This window comes from Exiguobacterium sp. RM11, assembly GCF_059821525.1.
In genome coordinates, this window is the sequence record NZ_CM187558.1 from 2,578,604 (window position 1) to 2,603,382 (window position 24,779).

The following is a 24,779-nucleotide window of genomic DNA, read 5'->3' on the forward strand; positions in this document are numbered from 1 at the left end:
GGAACGTGACGTTTCGGGTCATCCTTTCCATTGGAGGGACAGACGTGAAAGCGATTCAACCTGATCACATTCAGCAATATTTAGACAATCATGTCGCAACACCACTTTTCGTCCATGTCGAGACGACAAACGGTGCCTATGCGACACATAACGACCCGGACTTCCATAACGCCGGGATGTTTATCCGTAATGCCAAAATCGAATATAGCATCGGTCAAATCAAAGGAAATGGACCTTACCGTGTCGGCTTAAAACTTGATCACGGTTGGCTCTATGTCGAAGGATTGACCGACTACGAAGTGCACGGCGAACAGTTACTACTCGCTGGTCACGATCGTCTCGGTCGACTGGCGTGTGCGCTGCATATCGATATCAAACCGCTCCCGCAAGGAGCATCGGAGGTGGAGAATCAATGAATGGACCATTACTCGTCATTTTCCCACACCCGGACGATGAAGCGTTCAGCTCGGCCGGAACGATCATCCAACATCGTCAAAAAGGACTCCCGGTCACGTATGTCTGCTTAACACTAGGCGAGATGGGACGCAACATGGGTTCCCCGATCTTTACGACGCGTGAGGAGCTCCCTAAAATTCGAAAGCACGAATTAGAAGAAGCTTGTCGGATGATGGGCATCGAAGATCTGCGCATGTGGGGACTTCGTGATAAAACGGTCGAATTTGAGGATGAGACAGAGCTCGCTGGTCGCTTCCGCGCATTGATTGACGAAGTGAAGCCGGAAACGGTTATCTCGTTCTATCCAGGGTATGCCGTTCACCCGGACCATGAAGCGACAGCTCGTGCTGTCGTACGAGCACTTCAAGAGATGGGAGAATCACGCCCTGAGTTTTTAGGTGTTGCATTCGATCGCCGCACAGAAGAAGAACTCGGACAACCTCATGTGATCGTCGATGTGACGGAAGAGAGCGAGCAGAAAAAAGCCTCCCTCTTTGCCCATCGTTCTCAGACGGAAGGTCTACTTCGCGCGATTGACAACGCAGAAAACGCCCACGTCATGGAGTTACTCCAACGTGAGCGCTTCTATCATTATCCGTTCTCATGATTCATAGGCTAGACGTGTCATATAAAGCAATGCCCCAACGGTCCCAAGACCGATTAACGTTCCGAATACTACAACGATTTGTCCCATGTTTTCACCTCTTCTAGACTGTACGAACAATTTCATTCATTGGTTTCAAACACGTGCCATTCGCACGTGTTTTTTTTAGAAATACAGAACATAAATCACGATGGCCAATACGATTCGATAGACCGCAAACGGCATCAATTTCACTTTGTTGATCAATTTCAAAAAGAACTTAATCGAAATAAGCGCGAACAAAAACGCACTGATGAACCCGACGATAAACACCGGCAACGTATCGAGCGTAAAATATGTCCATTTGCTGTAGAGTGACAAGGCGCTCGCGCCGAACATGATCGGTACCGCCATGATGAACGTAAAATCTGCCGCTGCCCGGTGACTCATCCCGAGGAGGACGCCACCAGAAATCGTCGAGCCCGACCGCGAGAATCCTGGCCATAACGAGAAGCATTGAATCAATCCGACACCAAGCGCTTGCTTATACGTGATGTCATCGAGCGTTGCAGTCGTTTGTCGTTTCACACCTGATAGATCTGCGGCAATCATAAAGAAAGCCCCAATGACTAACCCGATCAACACCGTCTTGACCGAGAAGAGGTGTGTATCGATGTAGTCCTCGAACAATATACCGAGGACACCGGCCGGAAGCAGTCCAATCAAAATATGTATCAGATTGAATTGGTGCGTCGCCCCACTCTGCCTGAGTGTGAGTAGCGCCTTCGGATTCAGTAACGCTTTGAATCGGTCTCGAAAGACGACAACAACCGCTAAAATCGAGCCTAATTGAATGACGATTTTAAACGTGTTCGCTACTTCCTGACCTAAAAACTGACTCGAGTTCAACCAAAGCCCGTCCACGAGAATCATGTGACCCGTCGACGAGACCGGAGCAAATTCGGTCAGTCCCTCAACGACCCCTAACAAAAAGCCTACGAATAATTCATACCATTCCACGATGTCTCTCCTGTAACTCTTTAGATTGTTCTCATCATACACTTCTTCTCATCATCTTGCGTCCGTCTTAAGACGTAAAAACAGGCATGGCTTATGGCCCATGCCTGTGAGAATTATCGTGCAGTCGCATGAACGACCCACACAACAAGCCCAATCATTGAATACGCCAAAAATAGCGACGCTGTCGTCCCTATAATAAAGACAACCCCTAATCCGAGAATGCCAAGATGCCACAGCATCGAGACAGATGATTCCGTCGTCGCTCGAATGGATGAAGGAACTTGATGGTGCAAAAGTCCATAATAGAGCGGCTCCATCGCCCCATATAGAAGTGCCAACAATCCCATGACACCAATTCCAATTGGACTCGGAAATAAGCCGATGAAGAGAAACCCGCCACCCATCAACCAACCGAATCGCTTCAACCAACGTTCAGAAGGCGCAACACGCACGATGGTTCCTGCGAATAGTTGTCCAGGTAACTGGATCAAGAGCAACCCACTTGAAATGACACCGAACCAATAAATCGGAACGGACACATCGCGAGCGTACAGTTGCCAAAATTCATCGATGAAGTTAAAAGCGGATACCGCTGCCAAAAAACTGATTGTGACATAACGAAGTTGTCGGTTTGAGCAAATGAATCGGAACCCTTTGAACAAATGCTGCCACGTCAAACGTTCCTCCCGCTCTCGATGAGTCGGTTCCACGAGAAATACACTACATAGTGTCGCCATCATCAAACTCAAAATCGAGATTCCATAGTTCCACTCCAAGGGAAGGTACTGAGCCAACATACTACCACTCAATGCCGCCACCACAGCAGCCACAATCCCAATCGCGTTCAGCTTCCCAAGAACCCGTTCGAATGACGACGCTTCGTGACTTTCCTGTAAGGACTCGTATAGCAGCGCATTCTCTGCCCCACTTCGAATGACCGACCCAACGGCCGAACAGCTGATTGCGACAAAGAAACCCGTGAACGTGAACGAATACAAAATGACGATAAACGACAGCCATTCTAACGTGACACCGATTTGGACAAGTCGACGCCGTGCCGTATGATCCGCCCATACACCAGTCGGTACTTCAAACAGAACGATGATGAGCGCATACACCATCTCTAAATAAACGACTTCCTGAATAGAGATGTCGCGTGACTCCCAGAACAGCCGTTCAATCACGTATGCGGGAATCAAGCCTTCAAACCAACGAATCCATCCTAATCGGACAACGTTTCGACGAACTTAACTAGGTGAACGTGCTCGTTTTCTCATTTGAATCTCCTCCTTACTTGTCTATTCCCGAAAACACCAAAAAACCACGAGATTCCTCTCGTGGTTGACGTGTTATTTCAATAAGTTGAGAATCTCGCGATTGAACGCCGGAATGTCATCCGGCTGACGGCTCGTCACAAGCTGGTTCTGACAGACGACAACTTCTTTATCCGCATATTTTGCACCGGCATACTCCATGTCGACTTTAATCGATTTGTAGCCGGTCGCGTCACGACCTTCTAACGTCTTCGCCGTAATCAACAGCTGTGGTCCGTGACAGATGGCAAAGACAGGTTTTTTCGCGTCCATGAAGGCTTTGGCGAACGAGACGAAACGCTCGTCCTCACGCAACAAGTCAGGTGAGAATCCGCCTGGTAAGAGAAGGGCGTCAAAATCTTCTGGCGATACATCGTCAATCGATTGATCGATGTTCACTTTCGCCTCTCCTTGCTTCCCTTCTACCGTATTACCCGCTTTCTTCTCAATCGTCACGACGTCATGTCCCGCATCCACCAATGCATCACGGGGACCCGTGAATTCTACATCTTCAAACATATCTGTAATGAGCGTTGCTACTTTTGCCATGTTCTAAACACTCCCTCTGTTTGTTTTATGCACATAGGGACTGTTCCACTGGCACGAATCACTTAAACATCATTGCATGCATTCAACGGAACTTCGAGACATACGGATTGTCGCGTTCAAAGAAGCGATATGGGTAGTCACGCGCCTCGCCCGTGTTTGGAATCCCGATGCGTGGACCCGCCTCAATCACCATTCCCGTCTCACCTTCAGCAAGATAGAGCGGGTCTTGTTGGAACGAGTGACCATATAAGTCCATCGTGATCCCGAGTGCTTTCGTCAACTTCCCTGGTCCGTTCGTTTGGTCATATCGTTTCACCCCAGGACGGTTCGAAGCAATCCATTCATGTCCTTGAATCGGTTCGACGGCTCGAATCAACACGGCTTCCGGTGTACCAACCGGACCACTGACCACGTTCAGGAGCGTATGTGTATGCATTTGATAAGTGTATACATGCCCAGGCTGTCCGAACATGACTTCCGTACGTTTCGTTCGACGCCCTCCGAAACTATGTGCCGCCCGGTCGATGGCACCGAGGTAAGCCTCTGTCTCGACAATCTTCGCGATGATGTCACCTTCTGGGTGTCGCCGCACCAAATATTGGCCGAGTAAGGCGCGTGCCAATTCGAGTGTCGGTTGTTCATAAAATGCTAGATCGAGTCGCTTCATCGTTCCACCTCCCTTTCTCCTATTTTCTCAAAAGTCATGTCCTGCACACAAAAAAGATGCCCTGCATGGCAGGACACCTCGATATTACGATGCGATTTTAAGTGATTCACGTTGCTTCCCCAATCGGACGTATCCCAAAATGATGGAGAAGACCGGGCTGAGCCAGAGGAAAAATGCAAATGGTGCGTATTCCAATACAGGCACACCGAGTGTCGCTGCGAAGAACGCTCCGGAGACACCCCACGGAATGAGCGGGTTAATCACAGTCCCGCCATCCTCAAGCGCACGTGACAAGTAGCGTGGATCGATCCCGCGATCGATGAACCCTTGTTTGAACGCCTGTCCTGGCAAGAGAATCGACAAGTACTGTTCCCCTGCGAGCAAGTTGACACCGATCGAGCTGAGGACGACCGATAGAACCGAACTTCCTGGTGACTTCAAGCGCTCGAGCAACGATTCAACGATCGCTTGGAACACACCGAGTTCACGTAACAACCCTCCGAATGCAAGGGCGATCAAGACGAGGCTGACCGACCAAAGCATCGATTCGAGACCACCACGATCGAGTACCGTCGCAATCGTCTCATTCTCGACACCTGACTTGAATCCAGACTGCATGACACCGAGCCAGTTCGAGATGCTCCAGTTGCCTTGAACAAAACCTGCCGTCAACACACCAGCGAACATCCCGATGAGCATCGTCGGCAAAACTGGCATCCGACGGAACGCAAGCACTGCGACGAGCACAGGGGCAATTAACGTGAGCCAAGAAAGGTCGAAACGTCCGCTGAGCGCAGCTTGTGCTTCCGCAATTTGAGTCGTGTCCGCGCTTTGACCACTACGTCCGAGGAATGTGAATAAAATCAGTGTGATGATGAACGCTGGAATCGTCGTCCCCATCATGAAGCGAATATGGTCAAATAATTTTACACCCGCCACTGCTGGCGCAAAGTTTGTCGTATCCGACAACGGGCTCATCTTGTCTCCGAAGAGCGCACCCGACACGATGGCACCTGCAGCGAGAGCTGGCGAGATGCCTAGTGCCGTCCCGATTCCGAACAAGGCGACACCGACCGTTCCGACTGTTGTAAACGCACTTCCTGTGAATGTCGAGACAATCATCGTAATCAATAAGACACTCGGTAAGAACCATTCAGCAGAGATTGTATTTAATCCGATGGAGAGGATCGTCGCGACCGTCCCGGACATTTGCCATACTCCGATGAGCATCCCGATCAATAACAAAATCAACACCGGCATGATGGCTTCACGAATCCCGTTGATCATCGCCGTCTCAATCTGTTTGAAGTCGCGTAAACGATAATACGCGTATCCACCTACTATTACCATTGTGCCAAAAATCGCCATATGTGGCGTCGCTTTGGCCAAAAACATCAGTGCGAGCAAGGTGATCCCGCTCATCAACACGACGAATACAGCTTCTTTTCCTTTCATCTGCATCGACGTCCCCTCCTTTCGTTATATCCTAATTATTTATTATTTCGCCTAACCGCTTAAACGCTTTTATGCACAAAAGCACGTCAGTGATGTTTTTTACTATACTCGCTTCCTTTCTCCCTGTCAAACGTCTTTTTATGATAAATTATATGCTTGAGGGTGACCTCCGGAGTTCGTAACCTCCTCCGACATCAAAACTAGCGAAAAGGAAGTGTGCTTCATGCAACACGAAAAAGCATTGGTCGTCTTCAGTGGTGGCCAAGATTCAACCACTTGCCTATTTTGGGCAAAACAACAATTCTCCCATGTGGAGGCGGTGACATTCGCATATGGTCAACGCCACGATGCGGAAATCGAGGTCGCAAAAGAAATCGCGGCAGAACTCGATGTCCCACACCACATCCTCGACTTGTCCCTACTCGGACAACTCACATCAAATGCGCTCACGAGACACGATCTTGACATCGACAATGCGGACGTCCCAAACACGTTCGTCGATGGACGCAACCATCTATTCTTATCATTTGCGGCTGTCATGGCCAAACAACTCGGTATGCATCACATCGTGACCGGTGTATGTGAAACGGACTTTTCAGGTTACCCGGATTGCCGAGACCAATTCATTAAATCACTCAACGTGACACTCAATTTAGCGATGGATTATCCATTCGTCATCGACACTCCGCTCATGTGGCTCGATAAAAAAGAGACGTGGGCACTTGCCGACGAGCTCGGTGCCTTCGACTACGTCAAAGAACGTACGCTCACTTGTTACAACGGTGTCATCGGTTCAGGTTGTGGAGAATGTCCGGCGTGTAAGCTTCGCCAAAACGGACTCACAGCTTACGAGGAGGTGCGCGTATGAAACATGCTCCATTCCTCGCCCCGACCAGTGTCGAATCGAAACAAGAAGGGTCGCTCATCTACTGCCCGCATCGTGTTCAAATCGTCAAAGAAGTGACGTTCGACGCGGCACACCACTTATTTGATTATGATGGCAAATGTCGTGCCCTTCATGGTCACACATATAAGCTCCAGATGGGTGTCAGCGGTTTTCTCGACAATCGCGGGATGACGCTCGACTTTGGTGACTTGAAAAAAATCTTCAAAGAAGAGCTTGAGCCATATCTCGACCATCGCTATTTGAACGAGTCACTCCCTTATATGAATACAACTGCAGAAAACATGTGCTATTGGATTTTTGAACAACTGGCGACACACTTGCCAAATGAACGCGACGTGCGCGTCGAATTCGTCCGTTTGTATGAAACGCCGACGTCGTACGCTGAGTTCCGCCGTGAATGGTTGGTGGAATCGTGAAAATCCCTGTTTTAGAAGTGTTCGGACCGACCTTCCAAGGAGAAGGACGTGCCATTGGACAGAAAACGATGTTCGTCCGGACCGCCGGTTGCGATTATCGCTGTTCGTGGTGCGATTCAGCATTCACATGGGACGGTTCAGAAAAACCGGACATGCTGACGGCCGACGAGGTCATCGATCGCCTTGACGCACTCGGTGCGTACGATTACGTCACCATATCGGGTGGAAACCCGCTCCTCATCGCGGCCATGGAGAACCTCGTCGTGAAATTGAAAGAGCGAGGCGTCACACTCGCCGTCGAGACGCAAGGTAGCCGCTATCAAGAGTGGCTCACACAGATCGATGACGTGACCCTCAGCCCGAAGCCTCCTTCGTCTGGCATGAAGACAAACTGGGAACAACTTGACGCCATCGTCGAACGGCTACGCCCGGAGCAGACGACATTCAAAGTTGCCGTCTTTGATGAAGTGGACCTCGCTTACGCGAAAGAAGTACAACAACGCTATGCACCGGACGTCATGTATTTATCTGCCGGTAACCCAGAGCCAGGTGCTGACGGTGATATCACCGATGCCCAGCTCCGTCGTTTGAAACAATTGTGGGAAGACGTCGCACGCGACCCTTCATGGCAAAGCGTCCGCGTCCTACCACAACTACACACATTACTGTACGCCAACGAACGTGGCGTCTAAGGAGAATAAACATGAGACCAGAAGACTTACAAGACCTCTCGCTCCTCGGACAGAAGAGCGTCCCTTATATTTTTGAATACACACCTGACGTCCTCGAGGCGTTCCCGAACCGTCACCCGGAGAACGACTACTTCGTCAAATTCAATGCGCCGGAATTCACGTCCCTGTGCCCAATCACAAACCAACCCGACTTCGCGACGATCTACATCTCGTATATCCCGGATGAGAAACTCGTTGAGTCGAAATCGTTGAAGTTGTACTTGTTCAGTTTCCGTAACCACGGTGACTTCCATGAGAACTGCATCAACGTCATCGGGAAGGACCTCGTCAAATTGATGGAGCCACGCTATCTCGAAGTGTGGGGCAAATTCACACCACGTGGCGGCATCTCGATTGATCCGTACTACAATTACGGAAAGCCTGGCACAAAGTATGAGAAGATGGCCGAACATCGTCTGTTCAACCATGACCTCTATCCAGAGACGGTCGACAACCGTTAATCAAAAAGTAGGCGCTCCATTGTGAACTGCCCCATAAAAGTTGGACATGAAAATCCAACTTTTATGGGGTGTTTTTTATGACCAAATATTCAAAGGCATTGAAAGTCCAAATCGCCCAGCGCTACTTCACGGGAAGGGACGGATTTGAGGTTTTGTCACAGGAGTTCGGAATCTCGTATAACCAGGTGCGTACCTGGGCGCATCTCTACAAGCGTTGGGGGGAGGAAATCTTCGATCCTTCCTATACAGTCCACTCGCAGGCGTTTAAACTGGAGGTACTAAACGATATGGCTACCAATGGACTGTCCTGCTTGGATGCGGCCCTGAAGTACCGCATCTCCTCCCCTGGAATCATCTCCAAGTGGCGGTCCGCGTACGAACGGAAAGGAGTGGAGGGGCTGGTAGCCAAAGCGAAAGGACGTGCCCCAATGGCGAAACGCAAGAAAAAGAATCCTGACGAGATGACAGAGGTCGAGAAGCTCAAGGAACGGGTCGAGTACCTCGAGATGGAGAACGCCGCGTTAAAAAAATTGAAAGCCTTGGTTCAAGAAGAGGAAGCGCGACGAACCGGATCAAGGCCCAAGTAATCGACGAGCTGCGAGCCACCTATCCTGTACCGGGTCTCCTCCAAGTGCTCGATATGGCTCGAAGCGTCTACTACTATTGGCGGACACGCCTGACGGCTGTTGACAAGTACGCGGACGTGAAGGAAGCGATTCAGACCCTCTTCCACGAACACGAAGGACGTTGTGGTTATCGTCGCATCCATGCGCTTCTCGAGCGCCGAGGGTTCAGGCACGACCCGAAGACCGTATTGCGTCTCATGGACGAGCTTGGTCTCAAGTGCCTCGTCCGCATGAAGAAATATCGGTCCTACAAAGGAGAGGTCGGAACGATCGCACCGAACCTCCTCGAACGGGATTTCCAGGCCACAGGCCTAAACCAGAAGTGGGTGACCGATGTCACCGAGTTCCATCTTTTCGGGGAGAAACTCTATCTCTCACCGATGATGGACCTGGCCAACCGGGAAATCATTGCCTATTCGATGTCAGACAGTCCTAGATATCCGTTCGTCGGCGAGATGTTGGACCAAGCCATCGCAAGACTCGACGGTGATGGGAGACCAATCCTCCATTCTGACCAGGGCTGGCAATACCAGTTCCGAGCATTCACGGCGAAGCTGCGCGAACACGGCATCACCCAGAGTATGTCCCGAAAGGGCAACTGTCTCGACAACGCGGCCATCGAGAGCTTCTTCGCCGTGCTCAAGTCCGAGCTCCTTTATCTCAGGAAGTTCGAAGATATGACCCATTTCAAACAGGAGCTCGAGCGATACATCGAGTACTATAATCATCGTCGCATCAAGAAACGACTAAAAAACCTGAGCCCGGTGGAATATCGGACGCAGGTTCTAAAGGTCGCCTAAAGAAACTATTTAGTGTCTAACTTTTTCGGTTCAGTTCAATTGGAGTCGCCTACTTTTTTTGAAAGCGATGGATCTGTCGCTTGATTGGTTCACGGAACACGGTCGCGATGAGCGTCAATACGAGCATGATCCCGAACGCCAACGCAATTAGCGTCCAATCCCCGCTCGCAATGCTGCTTCCGAGAAAATTGTTCGCGAACGCGCCAGGAATCATACCAACAACGGTCGCAAACAGATACGCTGGTACTTTTACTTTTGCCAAACCGGAAGCATAGCTGACCAAATCGAAATTGACGAGTGGGATGAGACGTAGGATGAGTACATAAAAGAACCCGTCCTCTTCGATTTTGTGCTGAATGGCTTCATAGTTCTTCGATTCGAAGTGATGCAAGAAACGGTCGCCGAAATAAACGGCCACATAATATGCGACGAGGGCACTCAGTGTCGCCCCGATGACGGTATAGACGACACCCGGTAACATCCCGAACGCCAAACCGCCGGCGACCGATAAGACGGACGTAGGAAACAAGATGAGTGGACGAACAGTGAACAAGAGAATATAAATCAAAGGGGCCAACCAACCGAATTGAATGATATAGTCCCGGATGTCTCCTGGACTTACATCGATCCATTGATAAAGGAACGTCGCTGTTCCGAACAGGAGTAGGACGAGTGCAATCATCCACTGTACCTTCCATTTTTTCATCGTCCTCCCTCCTTCCTATTTGGTTTTATTCCCGCAATCCGAGATGTCATCCATCTTTTTTCAGCCACCTCGATGTGGTACGGTTAGAGAAAGCAGAAGGAGGAAATCGATATGAACCTTGCAGATGCCCTAACATTAAAACAGTTGCTCCATGAGCAAATCGATACATTGACCGAAGAGATTGAGCACGTGGCATTCATCTCGCTCGAAGTGAATGATTCCATTCCGACGATTCAGTCCCGCTCCCTTCAAGATATCGAGATGGAACTTGAGCACATCCGTCTGGACTTACGTCAGCTCGACCGTCTTATTCAAGAAGCGAACGTCCAAGCCGTCGTTGAAACGCATGACGGTCCGCTCCCGCTCGTAGAGGCAATCGAACTCGCCATTCAGTTACGTGTCCAAGCACGTCTTTATGAGAAATTGTCATTACGTCCGAAAAAGGAATACGTGCACGGGGTTTCCGTGATCAAACACGCCTTATATGACCCGGAGCTATATCGCTTGAAAGCACGAGATATTAAGAAACGAGCCATTCGAATCGAAAGTGCCATCCAGGCCGTCCGCTATCAGACCGATATCGACTTTGATGCTTCACGATATATGTAAAAAAGCGAAGGGATCCCTTCGCTTTTTTACATATGGTCATGGTGGTTGTGGTGGATATCATGATGGTTCGATGAAGAAGAACGGTGACGTGGTGGAGCCTCATCGGCAAATTTTTCCCCGTCTAAAATGCCGAGACGCTTGTATTGGCGATCGACTCGCTCTTTCGTCTCCTCGCGAACGGATCTTGACTCCATCACCAATTGATAGCACCCGAGTGCGACACGGAACGGTTCCATCCGTGTCCGTTCAATCGAGAAGGAATCGACACCTCGTAAATACTCGGCCAATCGCTCGGCCGTGTCATCGTCCGGATCATCGGCGAGTTGCGAGGCGAATTGTTGTAAGTCCTTCAACGTGCTCGATGTTTTGGAATGCTGAAAAATCGTTTTTACAAATGCAAAAATAATCAGACCGAACACAACCATGAACACGATAGGAAATATCGACACAATCCCGGTAAAGAATGAGTCCCCCATGGAGTCACTAAACGGATCTCCGCCAAATCCAAACACTGTCATTTCAAATTCCCCCTTTTTCTTTATGTACGTTCATTCAGTCGAATCGGTTTCATCAAAAAACCGCGATCATTCGACCGCGGCATCCATTCAACTGTTCAATTGTTTCTCCATCATGATACGTGGCTCGCCGTCTTCGGTGTAGGCGCCCATGATGTCATATCCGCAAAGGAGGTTCAAGATGATGACCCCTTTGTTCGTATTCCGCGCTTTCGTACGAATCGAATGAAAACCTTGCGCTTCGACCCATTCAAGTTGCGTGTCCATCAGCTTGCGACCGATGCCATGTTTTTGAAAGTCCGGGTGTACGCCACCCGCCCAGCTATAAAATCGATAAGGCTCTGCCTCATAACCGATTTTAAAGCCGACCAGCTGCTCCTCCGAGAATGCTAAGAGCACCAACGGATTGGCATGTCGATACAGGCGCTCTTTAAATCGCAGCTGATCGAGGTCACCGTATAACGTTCGGTACAGTCGGAAGAAGTCCTCTTCAAAATCTTTAAAGTTGTTCGTCACATCTTTTACGATAAATGAACTCGTCGTACTCATCGTGCCATCCCCTTTCAGTTTCTGGACAAAGATTCCGTACGTCTGTTCTTTTCGCCGTTCATTCCGAATTTCCTGTCTCCCGTTCGAAAGCTGTGACACCTTTTTGTTTATATAGTCCGAGCGTACGCTTCGGTAAGCTCTTGACCATCCAGTCTTTGAAGATGCGCGCTTGATCTTCGACAGGCAGTTCATAGCCATCCGTCACGATATGACGTGACCGTGTCGTGACATCATACAAAGAAATTGCAGCCGCCACCGAGATGTTCAAACTTTGTACGTATCCTTGCATCGGAATGACAAAGTTCCCGTCCGCCTTGTTGAGCGCTGCCTCCGAGACGCCACTATGTTCGTTCCCGAATAGAAGAACGGTCGGCTTCGACACATCCACTTCTTCGAGCGGAATCGCTTCCTCGCTTAGCGCCGTCGCATATACTTGGTAACCACTTTCTTTTAAAGCATCAACCGCTTCTTCAATCGATCCATGCTCCACGACGTCCACCCAGCGATCGGCGCTTTTGGCGATAATCGAGTTCGGTTTGAACTTTGCCCGCCCTTCGACGACATGTAACGTTTGCACCCCGAACGCATCGGCTGAACGCAACACGGCGGATTGATTGTGCGGATCGTCTACACCTTCCGTCAAAATCGTGATATGGTTCGTTCGTGTATTCAATACTTCATACATCCGTTTGATGCGGTCTGGCATGAGCATCTCATACAGAGGAAGGTCGTCCTCCTGCAATACACCCTTCTGCAATAACTCTTCTTTTAATTCAATCTGCTCGTCCTTCGTCAAAGCAGATGTGGTCTGTCTCCAACCCATCGTTCTCGCTCCCTTCAACCTATCATATTGTAGCTAGATTCGATTCGACTGACAAGTTCACTTCATATCTGTCGTTTTTCATCAAAAAATGAAAACAAATGAAAATAGAGAAAACGGTTGCATGAATTTATGCAATCGATTACAATCATTTATGCAAGCGATTGCACTATTGGCAAACACAAAAATAGATAAAACTCCCTCACAGGAAGGAAGCGTATAGCATGAAACAATTGATCTCATTCGATTTCTGGCAAAAACTCGGTAAGGCATTGATGGTCGTCATCGCTGTTATGCCAGCTGCCGGTTTAATGATTTCCATCGGTAAATTGATTGGAATGTCAGCCGGAGATGTCGGTATTTTATTAACAACAGCTCGCATCATTGAAGATTTAGGTTGGGGCATCATCGTCAACTTACATATCCTCTTCGCAGTCGCGATTGGTGGTTCGTGGGCAAAAGATCGTGCAGGTGGTGCGTTCGCAGCACTTCTCGCCTTCATCTTGATCAACCGTGTCACAGGTGCCATCTTCGGTGTCAACGGTGCCATGCTTCAAGATCCGGAAGCGACAATCGAGTCACTCTTCGGTGCAAACCTTGTTGTCGCTGACTACTTCACATCTGTACTCGGCTCACCTGCCCTCAACATGGGTGTGTTCGTCGGGATCATCGCCGGTTTCCTTGGTGGTGCACTATACAACCGTTTCTACAACTTCAACAAATTGCCGAACGCCCTCTCGTTCTTCAACGGGAAGCGCTTCGTACCATTCGTCGTCATCCTTGGTTCAGTCGTTGCTGCCATCGTTCTATCGATTGTATGGCCAACGATTCAAGGTGCGCTCAACAGTTTTGGTGAGTGGATTGCCACATCACGCAACACGGCTCCAGTCCTCGCTCCGTTCATTTATGGTGCGCTCGAGCGTCTCCTCTTGCCGTTCGGTTTACACCACATGCTCACTGTTCCAATGAACTACACGGAACTTGGTGGAACGTACACGATTTTAACAGGCGCGACAGCTGGGTCAGTCGTTGCCGGACAAGACCCGCTCTGGTTGGCATGGGTAACAGACCTCGTCAACTTGCGTGCCGCTGGTGATACGGCTGCATACAACGCCCTTCTCGCTGATGTCGTTCCGGCCCGCTTCAAAGTCGGTCAAGTCATCTTGTCATTCGCTGCTTTGATCGGTGCCGCATATGCGATGTACCGTAACGTCGACGCTGAGAAGAAAGCACAATACAAGCCGATGTTCTTGTCAGCTGGACTCGCTGTCTTCTTGACAGGTGTCACAGAACCAATCGAGTTCATGTTCATGTTCGTCGCGCCAGTCCTTTATGTGGTTTACGCGCTTATGGCAGGTGCTGCATTCGCATTGGCAGATATCATCGACCTACGTGTCCACGCCTTCGGTGCGATTGAACTCTTGACGCGCATCCCGATGATTGTCAAAGCGGGACTACTTCAAGACTTGATCAACTTCGTTCTCGTCTCTGTAGCATTCTTCTTCCTCAACTTCGGTGTGTTCAACTTCTTCATCAAGAAGATGAACTTGCCGACACCAGGACGTAACGGGAACTACATGGAAGAGACGACAGAGAAGTCATCTGTGACAGGTAACGAACAAGTCATGGGGATTATCGCCCTTCTTGGTGGGGAAGAAAACATTGAAGATGTCGATGCATGTATGACTCGTCTTCGTGTGACCGTTAAAGACGTCACACTCGTCTCTGACGAACAAGATTGGAAGAAAAATGGCGCCATGGGTCTCATCGTGAAAGACCGTGGAGTCCAAGCCATCTATGGCCCGAAAGCCGACGTATTGAAATCAGACATTCAAGACGTCATCGGTGCATAATCTACTGGCCAACTCGCTCGAGAGTTGGCCTTTTTTTCTAAAGGAGGACTATCGTGAATATTTTAACGCTCAATTGTCACGCCTGGTTAGAAGACCGTCAACAAGAAAAGATTGACGCCATCGTCGAACGTATCGCGAGTGAAGAGTACGACCTCATCGCGCTTCAAGAAGTGAATCAACATAAAGAGGCCCCACTGATCTACGGAAACATCCGTGAGAACAACTTCGCACACGTCCTCGTCGAGCGCTTAAAAGAGTTGGACGTCCACTATCATATGACATGGGACTTTGCCCATTATGGATACGATATTTACGAAGAAGGGGTTGCCATCCTATCGCGTACACCGTTCCTATCAACAGAATCGTTCTTTGTATCGAAGACGACGGACCCAGACAACTACAAGTCTCGTAAGATCGTCAAAGCCGTGATTGCAGGCGCAGATGCTCCAACGACTATTTACTCGTGTCATCTCGGATGGTGGCATGATGAAGAGGAGCCGGTGAAACACCAACTCGATGAACTGATTCGTCGCGTCGAGCATGACGACCATGCCCTTCTACTCGGCGACTTTAATAACGATGCCTTCATTCGAGGAGAAGGATACGATTACTTGATGGAGAATGGACTCCAAGATTTGTTCCATCTCGCAACAGAACGGGAAGGCGATGCGACGGTACAAGGAAAAATCGCCGGGTGGGACGAAAACAAAAAATCACTTCGCATTGATTTGATGTTAACGAATGCCCCGATTCACGTTTCTCGCCATGCGGTCGTCTTTGATGGTGAGAACGGACCGATTGTCTCCGACCACGCCGGTGTTGAAGCAACTGTGTTTTGGCGCTAATTCGCCTTTTTCTCCTAACTTAGGAGAAAAGGGTTTTTCTTTTGGAGAAAATCTTGTAACGTGATAAAAGACTGATGTCTAACTACTAATGAATGAGATAGAAAGAAGTGTTTGAATATGAAGACAAGCTCGCTCAGTCGAAGCGACTGGACTTTAGTATTATCTTTATCCTTATTAACCTTCGTTCTCGGAACGAGTGAATTTGTCATCGTCGGGATTTTACCCGATATCGCAAACGGGTTATCCATCTCGATTGCGACGGCCGGGAGTCTCGTATCGGCATTCGCAATCAGTTTTGCCGTCGGCACACCAATCACCATGTCTTTGACGAGCCATCTTCCAAAACGTAAATTGATGCTTGGCCTGACGATCCTGTTCACTGTCCTGAACTTGTTGAGCAGCCTGGCACCGATGTATGAGTGGTTACTCGTCTTACGCATGTTGACGGCCGTCGTCACAGGTGTCTTGATCTCACTTGCCATGCTCGTCGCCAGTGAGAGTGTCCCACCAGCAAAGCGTGGTATGGCGGTTTCCTTTATTTTTGGTGGGTTCACGATGGCGAATGTGTTCGGTGTTCCAATCGGGACGTTCATCGGACAACAGGCAGGTTGGGAATCCACATTTATATTAACGACTACACTCGGTGCAGTCGCCTGGATTGCCATTTATCGTGTCTTGCCGAACCAATTGTCTCAAGAAAAAGCATCACTTCGTGAACAATTGACATTGCTGACGAATCCACGCATCTTGATCGCCTTCCTGATTCCAGCGTTCGGTTTCGGGGCAACGTATGTCGTTTATACGTATCTCGTGCCGATTTTAAAAGATGTACTCGGTGTACCGGTCGCTTGGGTCAGTCCGATTTTATTCGCATACGGATTCATTTCGATTTTCAGTAATATCGCTGCCGGAAAGATCGCCAGTCACAATCCAATCGGACGCTTACGGTTCGTCTTTCTCGTCCAGGCGTTCGTCTTGGCCGCGCTATTCGTGACGACGTCGAATGTGACGCTCGGTCTTCTCAATATCGCACTCATGTCGTTCATGGCGATTTTATTGACGACATCGACTCAAATTTATTTGATCGATTTGGCAGAGAAGTTCAACCCGAACGCCAAAGGTCTCGCCTCGTCACTTATGCCCGTGGCGAGTAACGTCGGGATTGGACTTGGTTCCGCTCTCGGCGGTGTCGTCTATGCGACGAGTCCCATCATGACGCTCGCGCTTGTCGGCGGTCTGGTCGCCCTCGTCACAGCCGGATTGACCACAGTCAGTTATTCGCTCGACCAACGCTAAAACGTGCGCACCTCGATACAGGTGCGCACGTTCTTTATAACCATTCGAGAATCGCTGATAGGACTTCGTCCAATTGCTCTTTTGATGTGAGTGGACTTTCCTGATCTCCTTTTTGTGGACCATACATTCCGAAGTTCGCATGGTTCCCGCCTTCAATTTTTACGAATTGGCTATCGTCAGGGAGGTCGCTTCGACTCGCCTCGATGTCTTCTGGGACAGCCAATCCATCCAATTCACCTGAAATCGATAGCACGCGTAAATCACTATCGACCATCGAACTGATTGGATACGAAGCAAGGAAAATGACACCCTCTACCAATTCTTGATGCTCCAGTGCATACCCCGATGCCGCAGAACCTCCGAGTGAATGACCGGCCACGATCCAGCGTTCAATCTCCGAATGTGCCTCGATGATTGGAGCTGCCGCATCGATATCTAAAATACCTAAATTGAGACGAAGCGACGGAATGGCGACAAAGACACCCTCTTCCGCTAATCGTGTTCCGTAATAGGCATACGCCTCTTTCTCGACTTTCGCCCCTGGATAAAGAATGACGCCGATCTCACTCGTCGGATCTCCAAACTCGAGACGGTTGTCGACCACTTTCCCCTCTTCGGCATACTGTGTCGATTCATCGGTCGGTCCATACGTGAACTGTGTCCAAATCAAAAAGCCTGCTACCGCGACAACAAGCAATCCTACGATTGAGAGTGCGGCCCACTTGAAGAATTTCTTCATTATATAGCCTCCATTTGCATCCACTTCCTCATAACGTTACACTAATAAGAAAAAGCATGATCAGGGGGACACCATGACCAGAAGTAATGTAACCACGACGATTCAGTGGTTTATTTTTATTTTAGCTACAAATATTGTACCACCACTCTCCATCGCCGCCTTGTTTGAACTGTCACCAGATGAGACGATGACCTTCATATCCCGCTCACTCTTCATCTTCGCACTCTTTAGCATCATCCAGACGTTGCTCGGACATCGCCTCCCGATACTTGAAGGACCCGCCGGCATTTGGTGGGGCGTCTTCACCTTATACGCATCCATCGGACCCGCCTTATACGGAAGTCAACAAGAGACGTTGCAGGCACTTGGATTTATGTTGTTCTTAAGCGGAATCCTTGGCGTGTTGCTGACCGTCACCGGTATCTTAAGACGCATGCTTGCCCTGTTTACACCTCAAGTACTCGGTGTCTATATGATTTTACTCGTCCTCCAATTGTCAGGAGCCGTCATTAAAGGTGGCTTCGGGGTGACGGAAGACGGAATCAATATTGTTCAAGCCGTCGCAACGGCTGGTCTCGTCTTGTTTGCACTCACGCTTGAACAAAGTCGCTTTAAACAATATGGACTCGTCATGACGCTTTTCGTCGGGTTCGGTTTATTCCACTTGCTCGACCTTGGAAATCCAATCGTCCGCTCAGAATCGTTCTTCCTCGTACCGGAACTTCTTCCCTTCGGAAGTTGGGTGTGGGATTGGAACTTGTTGCCGACGGCTTTCGTTATCACCTTGCTTCTCATGACGAACGTCCTCGCGAACATCAAGTTGATTGAACGTATCGTCAGCTCTCGTGAAAAACGTGAAATCAAAGGGAACGTTCCCGCGTCTGGTGTTGCAAGTGGGGTCAGTCAAATCGTGGCTGGTCTGTTCGGAACACCAGGTCCTGTCGCAATCTCCGGGACGGCCGGATTCCTCTCTTCGACGGAGAGCGTCCAGCGCGCTCCTCACTTGATTGCCCATGCCCTCATGATGGGATTAGCACTCATCGGACCATTCGTCTCGTTGATTGCGAGTATCCCAGCCGCTGTCGGCTATGCGATCGTGACACCACTTATCGCAACGATGATCATCATCGGAATCAATGAGGCTGCCTTCGAATTAAAACAATCGACGGCTTCTCTTACGGTCGGTCTCCCGCTCGTCATCGGTGCCGGGGCGATGCTCTTGCCACCTGGTTCGATGAATGATTTGCCGCCGCTCCTTGCGACCGTCTTCTCAAACGGACTCGTCCTCGGAACGATCGTCGCTTTGACGACAGCTATCTTAAGTAAAATCAAGGATTGAAAAAAGAACTGACCATAATAACGGTCAGTTCTTTTCACGTACATGCATATGATAACGGGCATCGTGCGGTAACACGGCGCCTTCTTCTTGTTCAAAATGCGCACGGTCTTTCCAGTATCGCACCCCTGACAACGTATCACGGTAAAGAGCACGCTGTAGCGCCTGTTTCGCCGTGACAGCTGTGCCGTCATCATTTTTCAACTCGAGCCCCATCAACTTATAGCCAATGGTTTGTCCGCCTCGACTCATTTGGCAGGCTTCCATCGCGTATGTGAGCAGTGTCGGTGTGACGACCGCATGCACGAACTCGCTCTTCACTTTCTTTCGCACGAGTTGCTCCACGCCATAGCTGACGAGTCCTGCGATGACACTGTCAATCAAGACCGCTTTCGTTCGTTTCTTCGTCAATGGATTCATCGGCTCATCCTCTGCATCATACCCGACGTCAACACTTCGATTCCTTCGCCTTCTTCAGACGCCATGATCAACGCACGTGCGACATGCAGCGCTTGAATCGGTGCGACTTCTGGTGCCTTTTCCACCAACAGCGACTGGAACGGGCGACTGATGACCTCAGCCGCTTTTTCCCCGAGTCGGAATGAATCACGCTCGCCGAGTAACAACGAAGGACGCGCGATAATGAGATGATGGAAGTTGAAGATGCGCAATCCGTTTTCAAGCTCCCCTTTTACCCGGTTGTAAAAGAAAGATGAACGTAACGATGCGCCTTGTGCCGATACGACCGCATAGCGTGTCGCACCGTGTGCCTTGGCAATACGAGCGACTTCAAGCGGCAACTCCAAATCAACTTGCTTGAACGCTTCTTGTGAGCCAGCGACCGCGATCGTCGTGCCAAGTGCACAATACACGTCATCGATGTGTGGAAGTGAAGCATCCATCTCCTCGAATCCGACGACCTCGTGTAGTTTCGGATGACTCCATCTCTTCGAGCGACGGACGACAATCCAGACCGACTCATAACGGTCACTCTCTAACAGCTGTTCTACCAATTCGCGGCCAATCAAGCCGGTCGCGCCTACGACAAGTGCAGTTTTCCCCATTCGTGACTCCTCCTAGACTACTATTTCCTTCAGTCTAGCTGACTTGCCGTTCTTCGGCAATAATCGTCGTGGGACGGAAACGGTCCATCATACGGAAGAATCCGTTCAATAGGAGCGCCGTGAACGAACCTGCCACGATGGCACTGTCTGTAAACAATTGAAGCCATTCCGGCATGTTGGCAACAATCGCTGGGTTAGCGGTGATGCCGAGTCCGACACCAATCGAGAGTGCGATGGTAATCAAATTCTCGTTTTTCGAAAAATCGACCTGGCTTAGAATCCGAATGCCGGAAGCGGCGACCGTTCCGAACATGACGAGCATCGCTCCACCTAAAACAGGCTTTGGAATCAATGTCGTGAATGTGGCGACTTTCGGAAGGAATCCGAGCAAGATGAGTAACCCACCTGTCCAGAAGATGACACGGCGCGATTTCACACCTGACAATTGAACGAGTCCGACATTTTGACTAAACGTCGTGTACGGGAAGCTGTTGAAAATCCCTCCGAGAATCGTTGCGACACCTTCCGCACGATACCCTTTCGTCAATTCGTTCGCACCAATCGGCTTTTTCGTGATATCGCTGAGCGCCAAGAATACACCTGTCGATTCAATCATCGAAATAATGGCGACGAGCGTCATGACGAGGATGGCAGACACATCGAATGTCGGCATCCCAAAGTAGAACGGTTGAACCATTTGGAACCATCCCGCTTCACGGACAGGACTGAAGTCCACGAGACCGAGCGAAGCAGCAACCCCTGTTCCGATGAGTACGGCAAAGAGGACAGCAGCGGCGCGTGTGAAGACAGTACCAACACGGTTCAAGATGAGAATGAGTAAAATCGTCAAACCACCTAACCCGAGATTCTGCATCGATGCGAATCCAGGCTCACCTGGCATCCCGCCACCGATGTCATTGATAGCGACCGGAATCAGTGAGAGACCGATGATCGTCACGACCGAACCGAGAACGACCGGCGGGAAGAAACGTGCGAGCTTCCCGACAAATCCAGAAATGAGGATGACGATGAGCCCACTGGCAATCAAAGCGCCATAAATAGCCGTAATTCCATTTGCGCTTCCAATCGCGATCATCGGACCGACCGCCGTGAACGTACATCCGAGGACGACCGGCAATCCAACACCCGTAAAGCGTGTCGTCCATACTTGTAAAAGCGTCGCCACCCCACACATGAATAAATCAATTGCGACGAGATAGGCGAGCTCGGTTGGACCAAGACCGATGGCGCCCCCTACGATGAGCGGGACGATGGCTGCTCCCGTGTACATGGCGAGCAGATGCTGAAATCCGAGACTTGCTGTCTTGAACGTATTCATCGAACGACCTCCACGAATGAGATGTGGTCTTTCTCTAATTTCGCGATGCGCGCTAGCGATTCGACTCGATAACCGCACTCGATCAATTTGTCGCGCCCTGGTTGGAACGATTTTTCGATGACGATGCCAACACCCGAAACTTCTGCACCTGCCGCTTCGACGAGTTGTGTCAGCCCGAGTGCCGCTTCCCCGTTTGCGAGGAAGTCATCGATGACGAGAACGCGTTCGCCTGGTAAGACGAAACGTCGGCTCAAGCTAATGCGGTTCGTCTCCTGTTTCGTGAACGAATACACGTCCGCTTCGACGAGGTCGTCTTGGAGCGTCAGCGATTTCCGCTTACGCGCGAATACGAACGGGACGCCCATTTCAAGCGCCGTCATCATCGCCGGTGCGATTCCGCTCGATTCGAGTGTGACGATTCGGTCGATTTGAGCGTCTTTGAAACGTTCTGCGAACTCTTTTCCGATGGCTTGCATGAGTGCGGAATCGACTTGATGATTCAAGAAAGCGTCAACTTTCAACACTTGATCGGATAAGGCCCGACCCTCTTCACGGATTTTGTCTTCTAACTGTTTCATTGTTTTCCCTCCAATAAAAAATGCGATTCGTCACCCCTCATCGGGAGGCAACGAACCGCATGGAAATCAACGACAGCATACGACAAGCGCCACCCGTAGTCGAACCATTTACGGTAGTTCGGTAGAGACTTGCGGACCATATTTCCGCTGATATACGAGTGCGAATCTATTTATATAAGATAAACTTTATTGTAGACGAGCTGACGAGAAATGCAATAGGTTGGAATCAAACGGTGAAATGTTCGATTTTTCTGAAACTGCTGTATACTGTATGTATTGGATATGAGAGAGGAGCCTTGCCCTTATGAAGTTATTCGTATTAGGCGCAACCGGTCGGACCGGACATCAATTCATCGACCAAGCCATCGAGCACGGTCATGACGTCACCGCGTTCGTACGTGAACAGAAAAAGTTGATTCGGACCCCACAACTTGAAATCATCGAAGGCGACTTATATGACATCGATGCGTTAACAGAAGCGATGCATGGTCATGATGCGGTCATCAGCTGTCTCGGAACGGATTTGAGCGATCCGGACTTTTTAGCGAGTGTCACGGACAAGCTCGTCCCTGCGATGAAGACGAATGGCATCTCACGCGTCGTCTATTTGGCCTCAGCTGGAATCGACAATGAGATACCGGGACTTGCAGGGAAAGCCATTACGTTCATGCTCCGAAAACCGCTCCGTGATCATCGGGCAGCCGTGGACCTGTGGCGCAACTCGTCATTCGATTATACGATTGTACGACCGATGCAATTGACGGACGGTCCTCGCACCTCGACTTATCGTACGGCCATCGATGAGGTACCGGATAACGGGAAACACATCTCACGGGCAGATGTCGCCCAGTTCATGCTTCACGCCATCGAAGAGAATGAACATGTACGGGAGTCAGTCGGACTGGCGTACTAATTTGATTGGATTCATGCTACAATATCGGGTAGTTTACTTTGAAAGGAACGAAAACGAATTATGAGTATATTAACGGTACAAAACTTGAGCCACGGCTTTGGTGACCGCGCTATTTTGAACGATGTCTCTTTCCGCCTCTTAAAAGGGGAACACATCGGTCTCGTCGGAGCGAACGGTGAAGGAAAATCAACGTTCATGAACATCATCACACGCAAACTGCAACCGGATGAAGGGAAAATCGAATGGGCGAAAAATGTCCGTGTCGGTTACCTCGATCAACATGCGGTGCTCGAGCGCGGGATGACGATTCGTGACGTCTTAAAAGGTGCTTTCCAATACTTGATTGACATGGAGACGCGCATCGGCGAACTCTACATGGAGATGGGTGACGCGACACCTGAACAGATGGAAGACATGCTCGCTGAAGTCGGTGAACTTCAAGAGACGCTCGACTCGAACGACTTTTATATCATCGATGCGAAAGTAGAAGAAGTCGCACGCGGTCTCGGTATTTTAGATGTCGGTCTCGACCGGGACGTCACGGACTTGTCAGGTGGGCAGCGTACGAAAGTATTGCTTGCGAAGTTGCTTTTGGAGAAGCCAGATATCTTGCTCCTCGATGAGCCGACCAACTATTTGGATGAAGTGCATATCGAGTGGTTGAAACGCTACCTCCAAAACTATGACAATGCCTTCATTTTGATCTCACACGATATCCCGTTCTTAAATAGTGTCATCAACTTGGTCTACCATATGGAGAACCAAGAGTTGAACCGCTACGTCGGAGACTATGACAAGTTCATGGAAGTGTATGAGATGAAACGCTCGCAGCTTGAAGCAGCCTATAAGCGTCAACAAGCTGAGATTGCTGACTTGAAAGACTTCGTCGCCCGGAACAAGGCGCGCGTCTCGACACGAAACATGGCGATGTCACGTCAAAAGAAACTCGATAAGATGGATGTCATCGAATTGAGTGCAGAGCGTCCGAAACCGGAATTCCGCTTCCTGCAGGCACGTACATCGGGGCGCCTCATCTTTGATGCGAAAGGTCTCGTCATCGGATACGACGAGCCACTCTCACGTCCGCTCGACCTTCAGATGGAGCGCGGTCAAAAGATTGCCCTCGTCGGAGCGAACGGAATCGGGAAGACGACGCTCTTAAAGAGCTTGCTCGGATTGATCAATCCGCTTGAAGGAACCGTCGAACGTGGTGAGTTCCTCGAAATGGGTTACTTCGAACAAGAAGCAGCAACGAGCAACAACACATGTATCGAAGAGATTTGGAGCGAGTTCCCGTCACTCAACCAACAACAAGTACGCGCGATGCTCGCGAAGTGCGGACTCATGACGAAACACATCGAAAGTAAGATTTCCGTCCTCAGTGGTGGTGAAAAAGCGAAAGTTCGTCTTTGTAAACTTCTCAACAACGAGACAAACCTTCTCTTACTCGATGAGCCGACGAACCACTTGGACGTCGACGCGAAGGAAGAGTTGAAGCGTGCGTTGAAAGAGTACAAAGGAAGTGTCCTCCTCATCAGTCACGAACCAGAATTCTATGAAGATATCGTCACAGACGTCTGGAACTGTGAGTCGTGGACAACGAAAGTATTTTAATTCAGTAAAGGACGTGTCG

29 protein-coding genes and 1 riboswitch are annotated in these 24,779 nt (G+C 49.8%); of the genes, 15 read left to right on the forward strand and 14 right to left on the reverse strand.

Annotated features, from left to right (window positions below; genetic code table 11):
- Positions 1–44: 44 nt before the first annotated feature.
- Both AC5LIL_RS13475 and bshB2 read left to right on the forward strand, forming a co-directional pair.
- Entirely contained in the window at positions 45–416 is a 372-nt protein-coding gene (locus tag AC5LIL_RS13475; protein WP_214695888.1) for a YojF family protein, read from the forward strand.
- Complete coding sequence (gene bshB2, locus AC5LIL_RS13480) at positions 413–1,063, forward strand: bacillithiol biosynthesis deacetylase BshB2 (RefSeq protein WP_499824369.1); 651 nt, start codon at positions 413–415, stop codon at positions 1,061–1,063. The genes AC5LIL_RS13475 and bshB2 overlap by 4 nt, the downstream gene beginning before the upstream one ends.
- Positions 1,064–1,225: 162 nt before the next feature.
- On the opposite strand, the gene AC5LIL_RS13485 is transcribed toward bshB2, so the two are convergent.
- From AC5LIL_RS13485 to nhaC, 5 genes are all read right to left on the reverse strand, one after another.
- Positions 1,226–2,059, reverse strand: a complete 834-nt coding sequence (locus AC5LIL_RS13485; protein ID WP_499824370.1) for an undecaprenyl-diphosphate phosphatase — start codon at positions 2,057–2,059, stop codon at positions 1,226–1,228.
- 113 nt (positions 2,060–2,172) lie between these two features.
- Positions 2,173–3,258 (reverse strand): MFS transporter, encoded by a 1,086-nt coding sequence (locus AC5LIL_RS13490; protein WP_499824371.1) that lies wholly within the window; start codon positions 3,256–3,258, stop codon positions 2,173–2,175.
- Positions 3,259–3,408: 150 nt separating this feature from the next.
- Positions 3,409–3,921 carry a type 1 glutamine amidotransferase domain-containing protein gene (locus tag AC5LIL_RS13495; protein WP_026824537.1) on the reverse strand — a complete coding sequence of 171 codons (513 nt, stop codon included), beginning with the start codon at positions 3,919–3,921 and terminating at the stop codon, positions 3,409–3,411.
- An 82-nt stretch (positions 3,922–4,003) separates the two neighbouring features.
- Positions 4,004–4,588 (reverse strand): DNA-3-methyladenine glycosylase, encoded by a 585-nt coding sequence (locus AC5LIL_RS13500; RefSeq protein ID WP_271305939.1) that lies wholly within the window; start codon positions 4,586–4,588, stop codon positions 4,004–4,006.
- Positions 4,589–4,672: 84 nt separating this feature from the next.
- Entirely contained in the window at positions 4,673–6,049 is a 1,377-nt protein-coding gene (gene nhaC / locus AC5LIL_RS13505) for a Na+/H+ antiporter NhaC (RefSeq protein ID WP_499824372.1), read from the reverse strand.
- Positions 6,050–6,266: 217 nt separating this feature from the next.
- Here nhaC and queC point away from each other — a divergent pair, with 217 nt between their 5' ends.
- From queC to AC5LIL_RS13535, 6 genes are all read left to right on the forward strand, one after another.
- Positions 6,267–6,911 carry a 7-cyano-7-deazaguanine synthase QueC gene (gene queC / locus AC5LIL_RS13510; RefSeq protein WP_015880476.1) on the forward strand — a complete coding sequence of 215 codons (645 nt, stop codon included), beginning with the start codon at positions 6,267–6,269 and terminating at the stop codon, positions 6,909–6,911.
- The gene (gene queD, locus AC5LIL_RS13515) at positions 6,908–7,366 is read left to right on the forward strand and encodes a 6-carboxytetrahydropterin synthase QueD (RefSeq protein ID WP_015880475.1); all 459 of its coding nucleotides are present in this window, start codon (positions 6,908–6,910) and stop codon (positions 7,364–7,366) included. The genes queC and queD overlap by 4 nt, the downstream gene beginning before the upstream one ends.
- Entirely contained in the window at positions 7,348–8,058 is a 711-nt protein-coding gene (gene queE / locus AC5LIL_RS13520) for a 7-carboxy-7-deazaguanine synthase QueE (protein WP_214746937.1), read from the forward strand. The genes queD and queE overlap by 19 nt, the downstream gene beginning before the upstream one ends.
- Before the next feature lie 11 nt (positions 8,059–8,069).
- Positions 8,070–8,558 (forward strand): preQ(1) synthase, encoded by a 489-nt coding sequence (gene queF / locus AC5LIL_RS13525; protein ID WP_015880473.1) that lies wholly within the window; start codon positions 8,070–8,072, stop codon positions 8,556–8,558.
- A 77-nt stretch (positions 8,559–8,635) separates the two neighbouring features.
- The gene (locus AC5LIL_RS13530; protein WP_499824373.1) at positions 8,636–9,145 is read left to right on the forward strand and encodes a helix-turn-helix domain-containing protein; all 510 of its coding nucleotides are present in this window, start codon (positions 8,636–8,638) and stop codon (positions 9,143–9,145) included.
- Between the two features lie 8 nt (positions 9,146–9,153).
- Positions 9,154–9,984 carry an IS3 family transposase gene (locus AC5LIL_RS13535; RefSeq protein WP_499825367.1) on the forward strand — a complete coding sequence of 277 codons (831 nt, stop codon included), beginning with the start codon at positions 9,154–9,156 and terminating at the stop codon, positions 9,982–9,984.
- Positions 9,985–10,033: 49 nt separating this feature from the next.
- Here the strand turns inward: AC5LIL_RS13535 and AC5LIL_RS13540 are convergent, their stop codons facing one another.
- A complete protein-coding gene (locus AC5LIL_RS13540) occupies positions 10,034–10,690 on the reverse strand; it encodes a TVP38/TMEM64 family protein (RefSeq protein WP_337874231.1) in 657 nt (218 codons plus the stop codon).
- Positions 10,691–10,801: 111 nt separating this feature from the next.
- Between AC5LIL_RS13540 and AC5LIL_RS13545 the strand changes: the two genes are divergently transcribed.
- On the forward strand, positions 10,802–11,299 hold the full coding sequence (locus AC5LIL_RS13545) for a hypothetical protein (RefSeq protein WP_074034204.1): 498 nt from the start codon (positions 10,802–10,804) through the stop codon (positions 11,297–11,299).
- A gap of 26 nt (positions 11,300–11,325) precedes the next feature.
- Here AC5LIL_RS13545 and AC5LIL_RS13550 read toward each other — a convergent pair whose 3' ends face one another.
- The 3 genes from AC5LIL_RS13550 to AC5LIL_RS13560 form a co-directional block, all read right to left on the reverse strand.
- Positions 11,326–11,817, reverse strand: coding sequence for a hypothetical protein (locus AC5LIL_RS13550; protein ID WP_214785595.1), 492 nt, complete (start codon positions 11,815–11,817; stop codon positions 11,326–11,328).
- A gap of 87 nt (positions 11,818–11,904) precedes the next feature.
- Positions 11,905–12,462 carry a GNAT family N-acetyltransferase gene (locus tag AC5LIL_RS13555; protein WP_214785594.1) on the reverse strand — a complete coding sequence of 186 codons (558 nt, stop codon included), beginning with the start codon at positions 12,460–12,462 and terminating at the stop codon, positions 11,905–11,907.
- On the reverse strand, positions 12,422–13,186 hold the full coding sequence (locus tag AC5LIL_RS13560) for a TrmH family RNA methyltransferase (RefSeq protein ID WP_499824375.1): 765 nt from the start codon (positions 13,184–13,186) through the stop codon (positions 12,422–12,424). Before AC5LIL_RS13560 ends, AC5LIL_RS13555 begins: the two co-directional genes overlap by 41 nt.
- Positions 13,187–13,407: 221 nt before the next feature.
- Between AC5LIL_RS13560 and AC5LIL_RS13565 the strand changes: the two genes are divergently transcribed.
- The 3 genes from AC5LIL_RS13565 (at position 13,408) to AC5LIL_RS13575 (ending at position 17,177) form a co-directional block, all read left to right on the forward strand.
- The gene (locus AC5LIL_RS13565) at positions 13,408–15,036 is read left to right on the forward strand and encodes a PTS transporter subunit IIBC (RefSeq protein WP_214876304.1); all 1,629 of its coding nucleotides are present in this window, start codon (positions 13,408–13,410) and stop codon (positions 15,034–15,036) included.
- A gap of 53 nt (positions 15,037–15,089) precedes the next feature.
- On the forward strand, positions 15,090–15,881 hold the full coding sequence (locus tag AC5LIL_RS13570) for an endonuclease/exonuclease/phosphatase family protein (protein WP_074034194.1): 792 nt from the start codon (positions 15,090–15,092) through the stop codon (positions 15,879–15,881).
- Between the two features lie 117 nt (positions 15,882–15,998).
- Positions 15,999–17,177, forward strand: a complete 1,179-nt coding sequence (locus tag AC5LIL_RS13575; protein ID WP_499824376.1) for an MFS transporter — start codon at positions 15,999–16,001, stop codon at positions 17,175–17,177.
- A gap of 34 nt (positions 17,178–17,211) precedes the next feature.
- Here the strand turns inward: AC5LIL_RS13575 and AC5LIL_RS13580 are convergent, their stop codons facing one another.
- Positions 17,212–17,916: an alpha/beta hydrolase gene (locus AC5LIL_RS13580; protein WP_499824378.1), complete on the reverse strand. Its 705-nt coding sequence runs from the start codon at positions 17,914–17,916 to the stop codon at positions 17,212–17,214.
- A 73-nt stretch (positions 17,917–17,989) separates the two neighbouring features.
- Here AC5LIL_RS13580 and AC5LIL_RS13585 point away from each other — a divergent pair, with 73 nt between their 5' ends.
- Entirely contained in the window at positions 17,990–19,255 is a 1,266-nt protein-coding gene (locus AC5LIL_RS13585; protein ID WP_224862935.1) for a purine/pyrimidine permease, read from the forward strand.
- Between the two features lie 24 nt (positions 19,256–19,279).
- Here AC5LIL_RS13585 and AC5LIL_RS13590 read toward each other — a convergent pair whose 3' ends face one another.
- The 4 genes from AC5LIL_RS13590 to AC5LIL_RS13605 are packed head-to-tail and all read right to left on the reverse strand — an operon-like array spanning position 19,280 to position 22,233.
- The gene (locus tag AC5LIL_RS13590) at positions 19,280–19,672 is read right to left on the reverse strand and encodes an RDD family protein (protein WP_214876296.1); all 393 of its coding nucleotides are present in this window, start codon (positions 19,670–19,672) and stop codon (positions 19,280–19,282) included.
- On the reverse strand, positions 19,669–20,316 hold the full coding sequence (locus tag AC5LIL_RS13595; RefSeq protein ID WP_074034187.1) for an NAD(P)H-binding protein: 648 nt from the start codon (positions 20,314–20,316) through the stop codon (positions 19,669–19,671). Before AC5LIL_RS13595 ends, AC5LIL_RS13590 begins: the two co-directional genes overlap by 4 nt.
- A gap of 34 nt (positions 20,317–20,350) precedes the next feature.
- Entirely contained in the window at positions 20,351–21,655 is a 1,305-nt protein-coding gene (locus AC5LIL_RS13600; RefSeq protein ID WP_214695846.1) for a nucleobase:cation symporter-2 family protein, read from the reverse strand.
- Complete coding sequence (locus tag AC5LIL_RS13605) at positions 21,652–22,233, reverse strand: xanthine phosphoribosyltransferase (protein WP_499824380.1); 582 nt, start codon at positions 22,231–22,233, stop codon at positions 21,652–21,654. Before AC5LIL_RS13605 ends, AC5LIL_RS13600 begins: the two co-directional genes overlap by 4 nt.
- Positions 22,234–22,309: 76 nt before the next feature.
- A riboswitch (purine riboswitch) is annotated at positions 22,310–22,411 on the reverse strand.
- A 126-nt stretch (positions 22,412–22,537) separates the two neighbouring features.
- Here AC5LIL_RS13605 and AC5LIL_RS13610 point away from each other — a divergent pair.
- A complete protein-coding gene (locus AC5LIL_RS13610; RefSeq protein ID WP_214695843.1) occupies positions 22,538–23,146 on the forward strand; it encodes an NAD(P)-dependent oxidoreductase in 609 nt (202 codons plus the stop codon).
- A gap of 60 nt (positions 23,147–23,206) precedes the next feature.
- The gene (locus AC5LIL_RS13615; protein WP_074034179.1) at positions 23,207–24,760 is read left to right on the forward strand and encodes an ABC-F family ATP-binding cassette domain-containing protein; all 1,554 of its coding nucleotides are present in this window, start codon (positions 23,207–23,209) and stop codon (positions 24,758–24,760) included.
- The last annotated feature ends 19 nt before the right edge of the window (positions 24,761–24,779 follow it).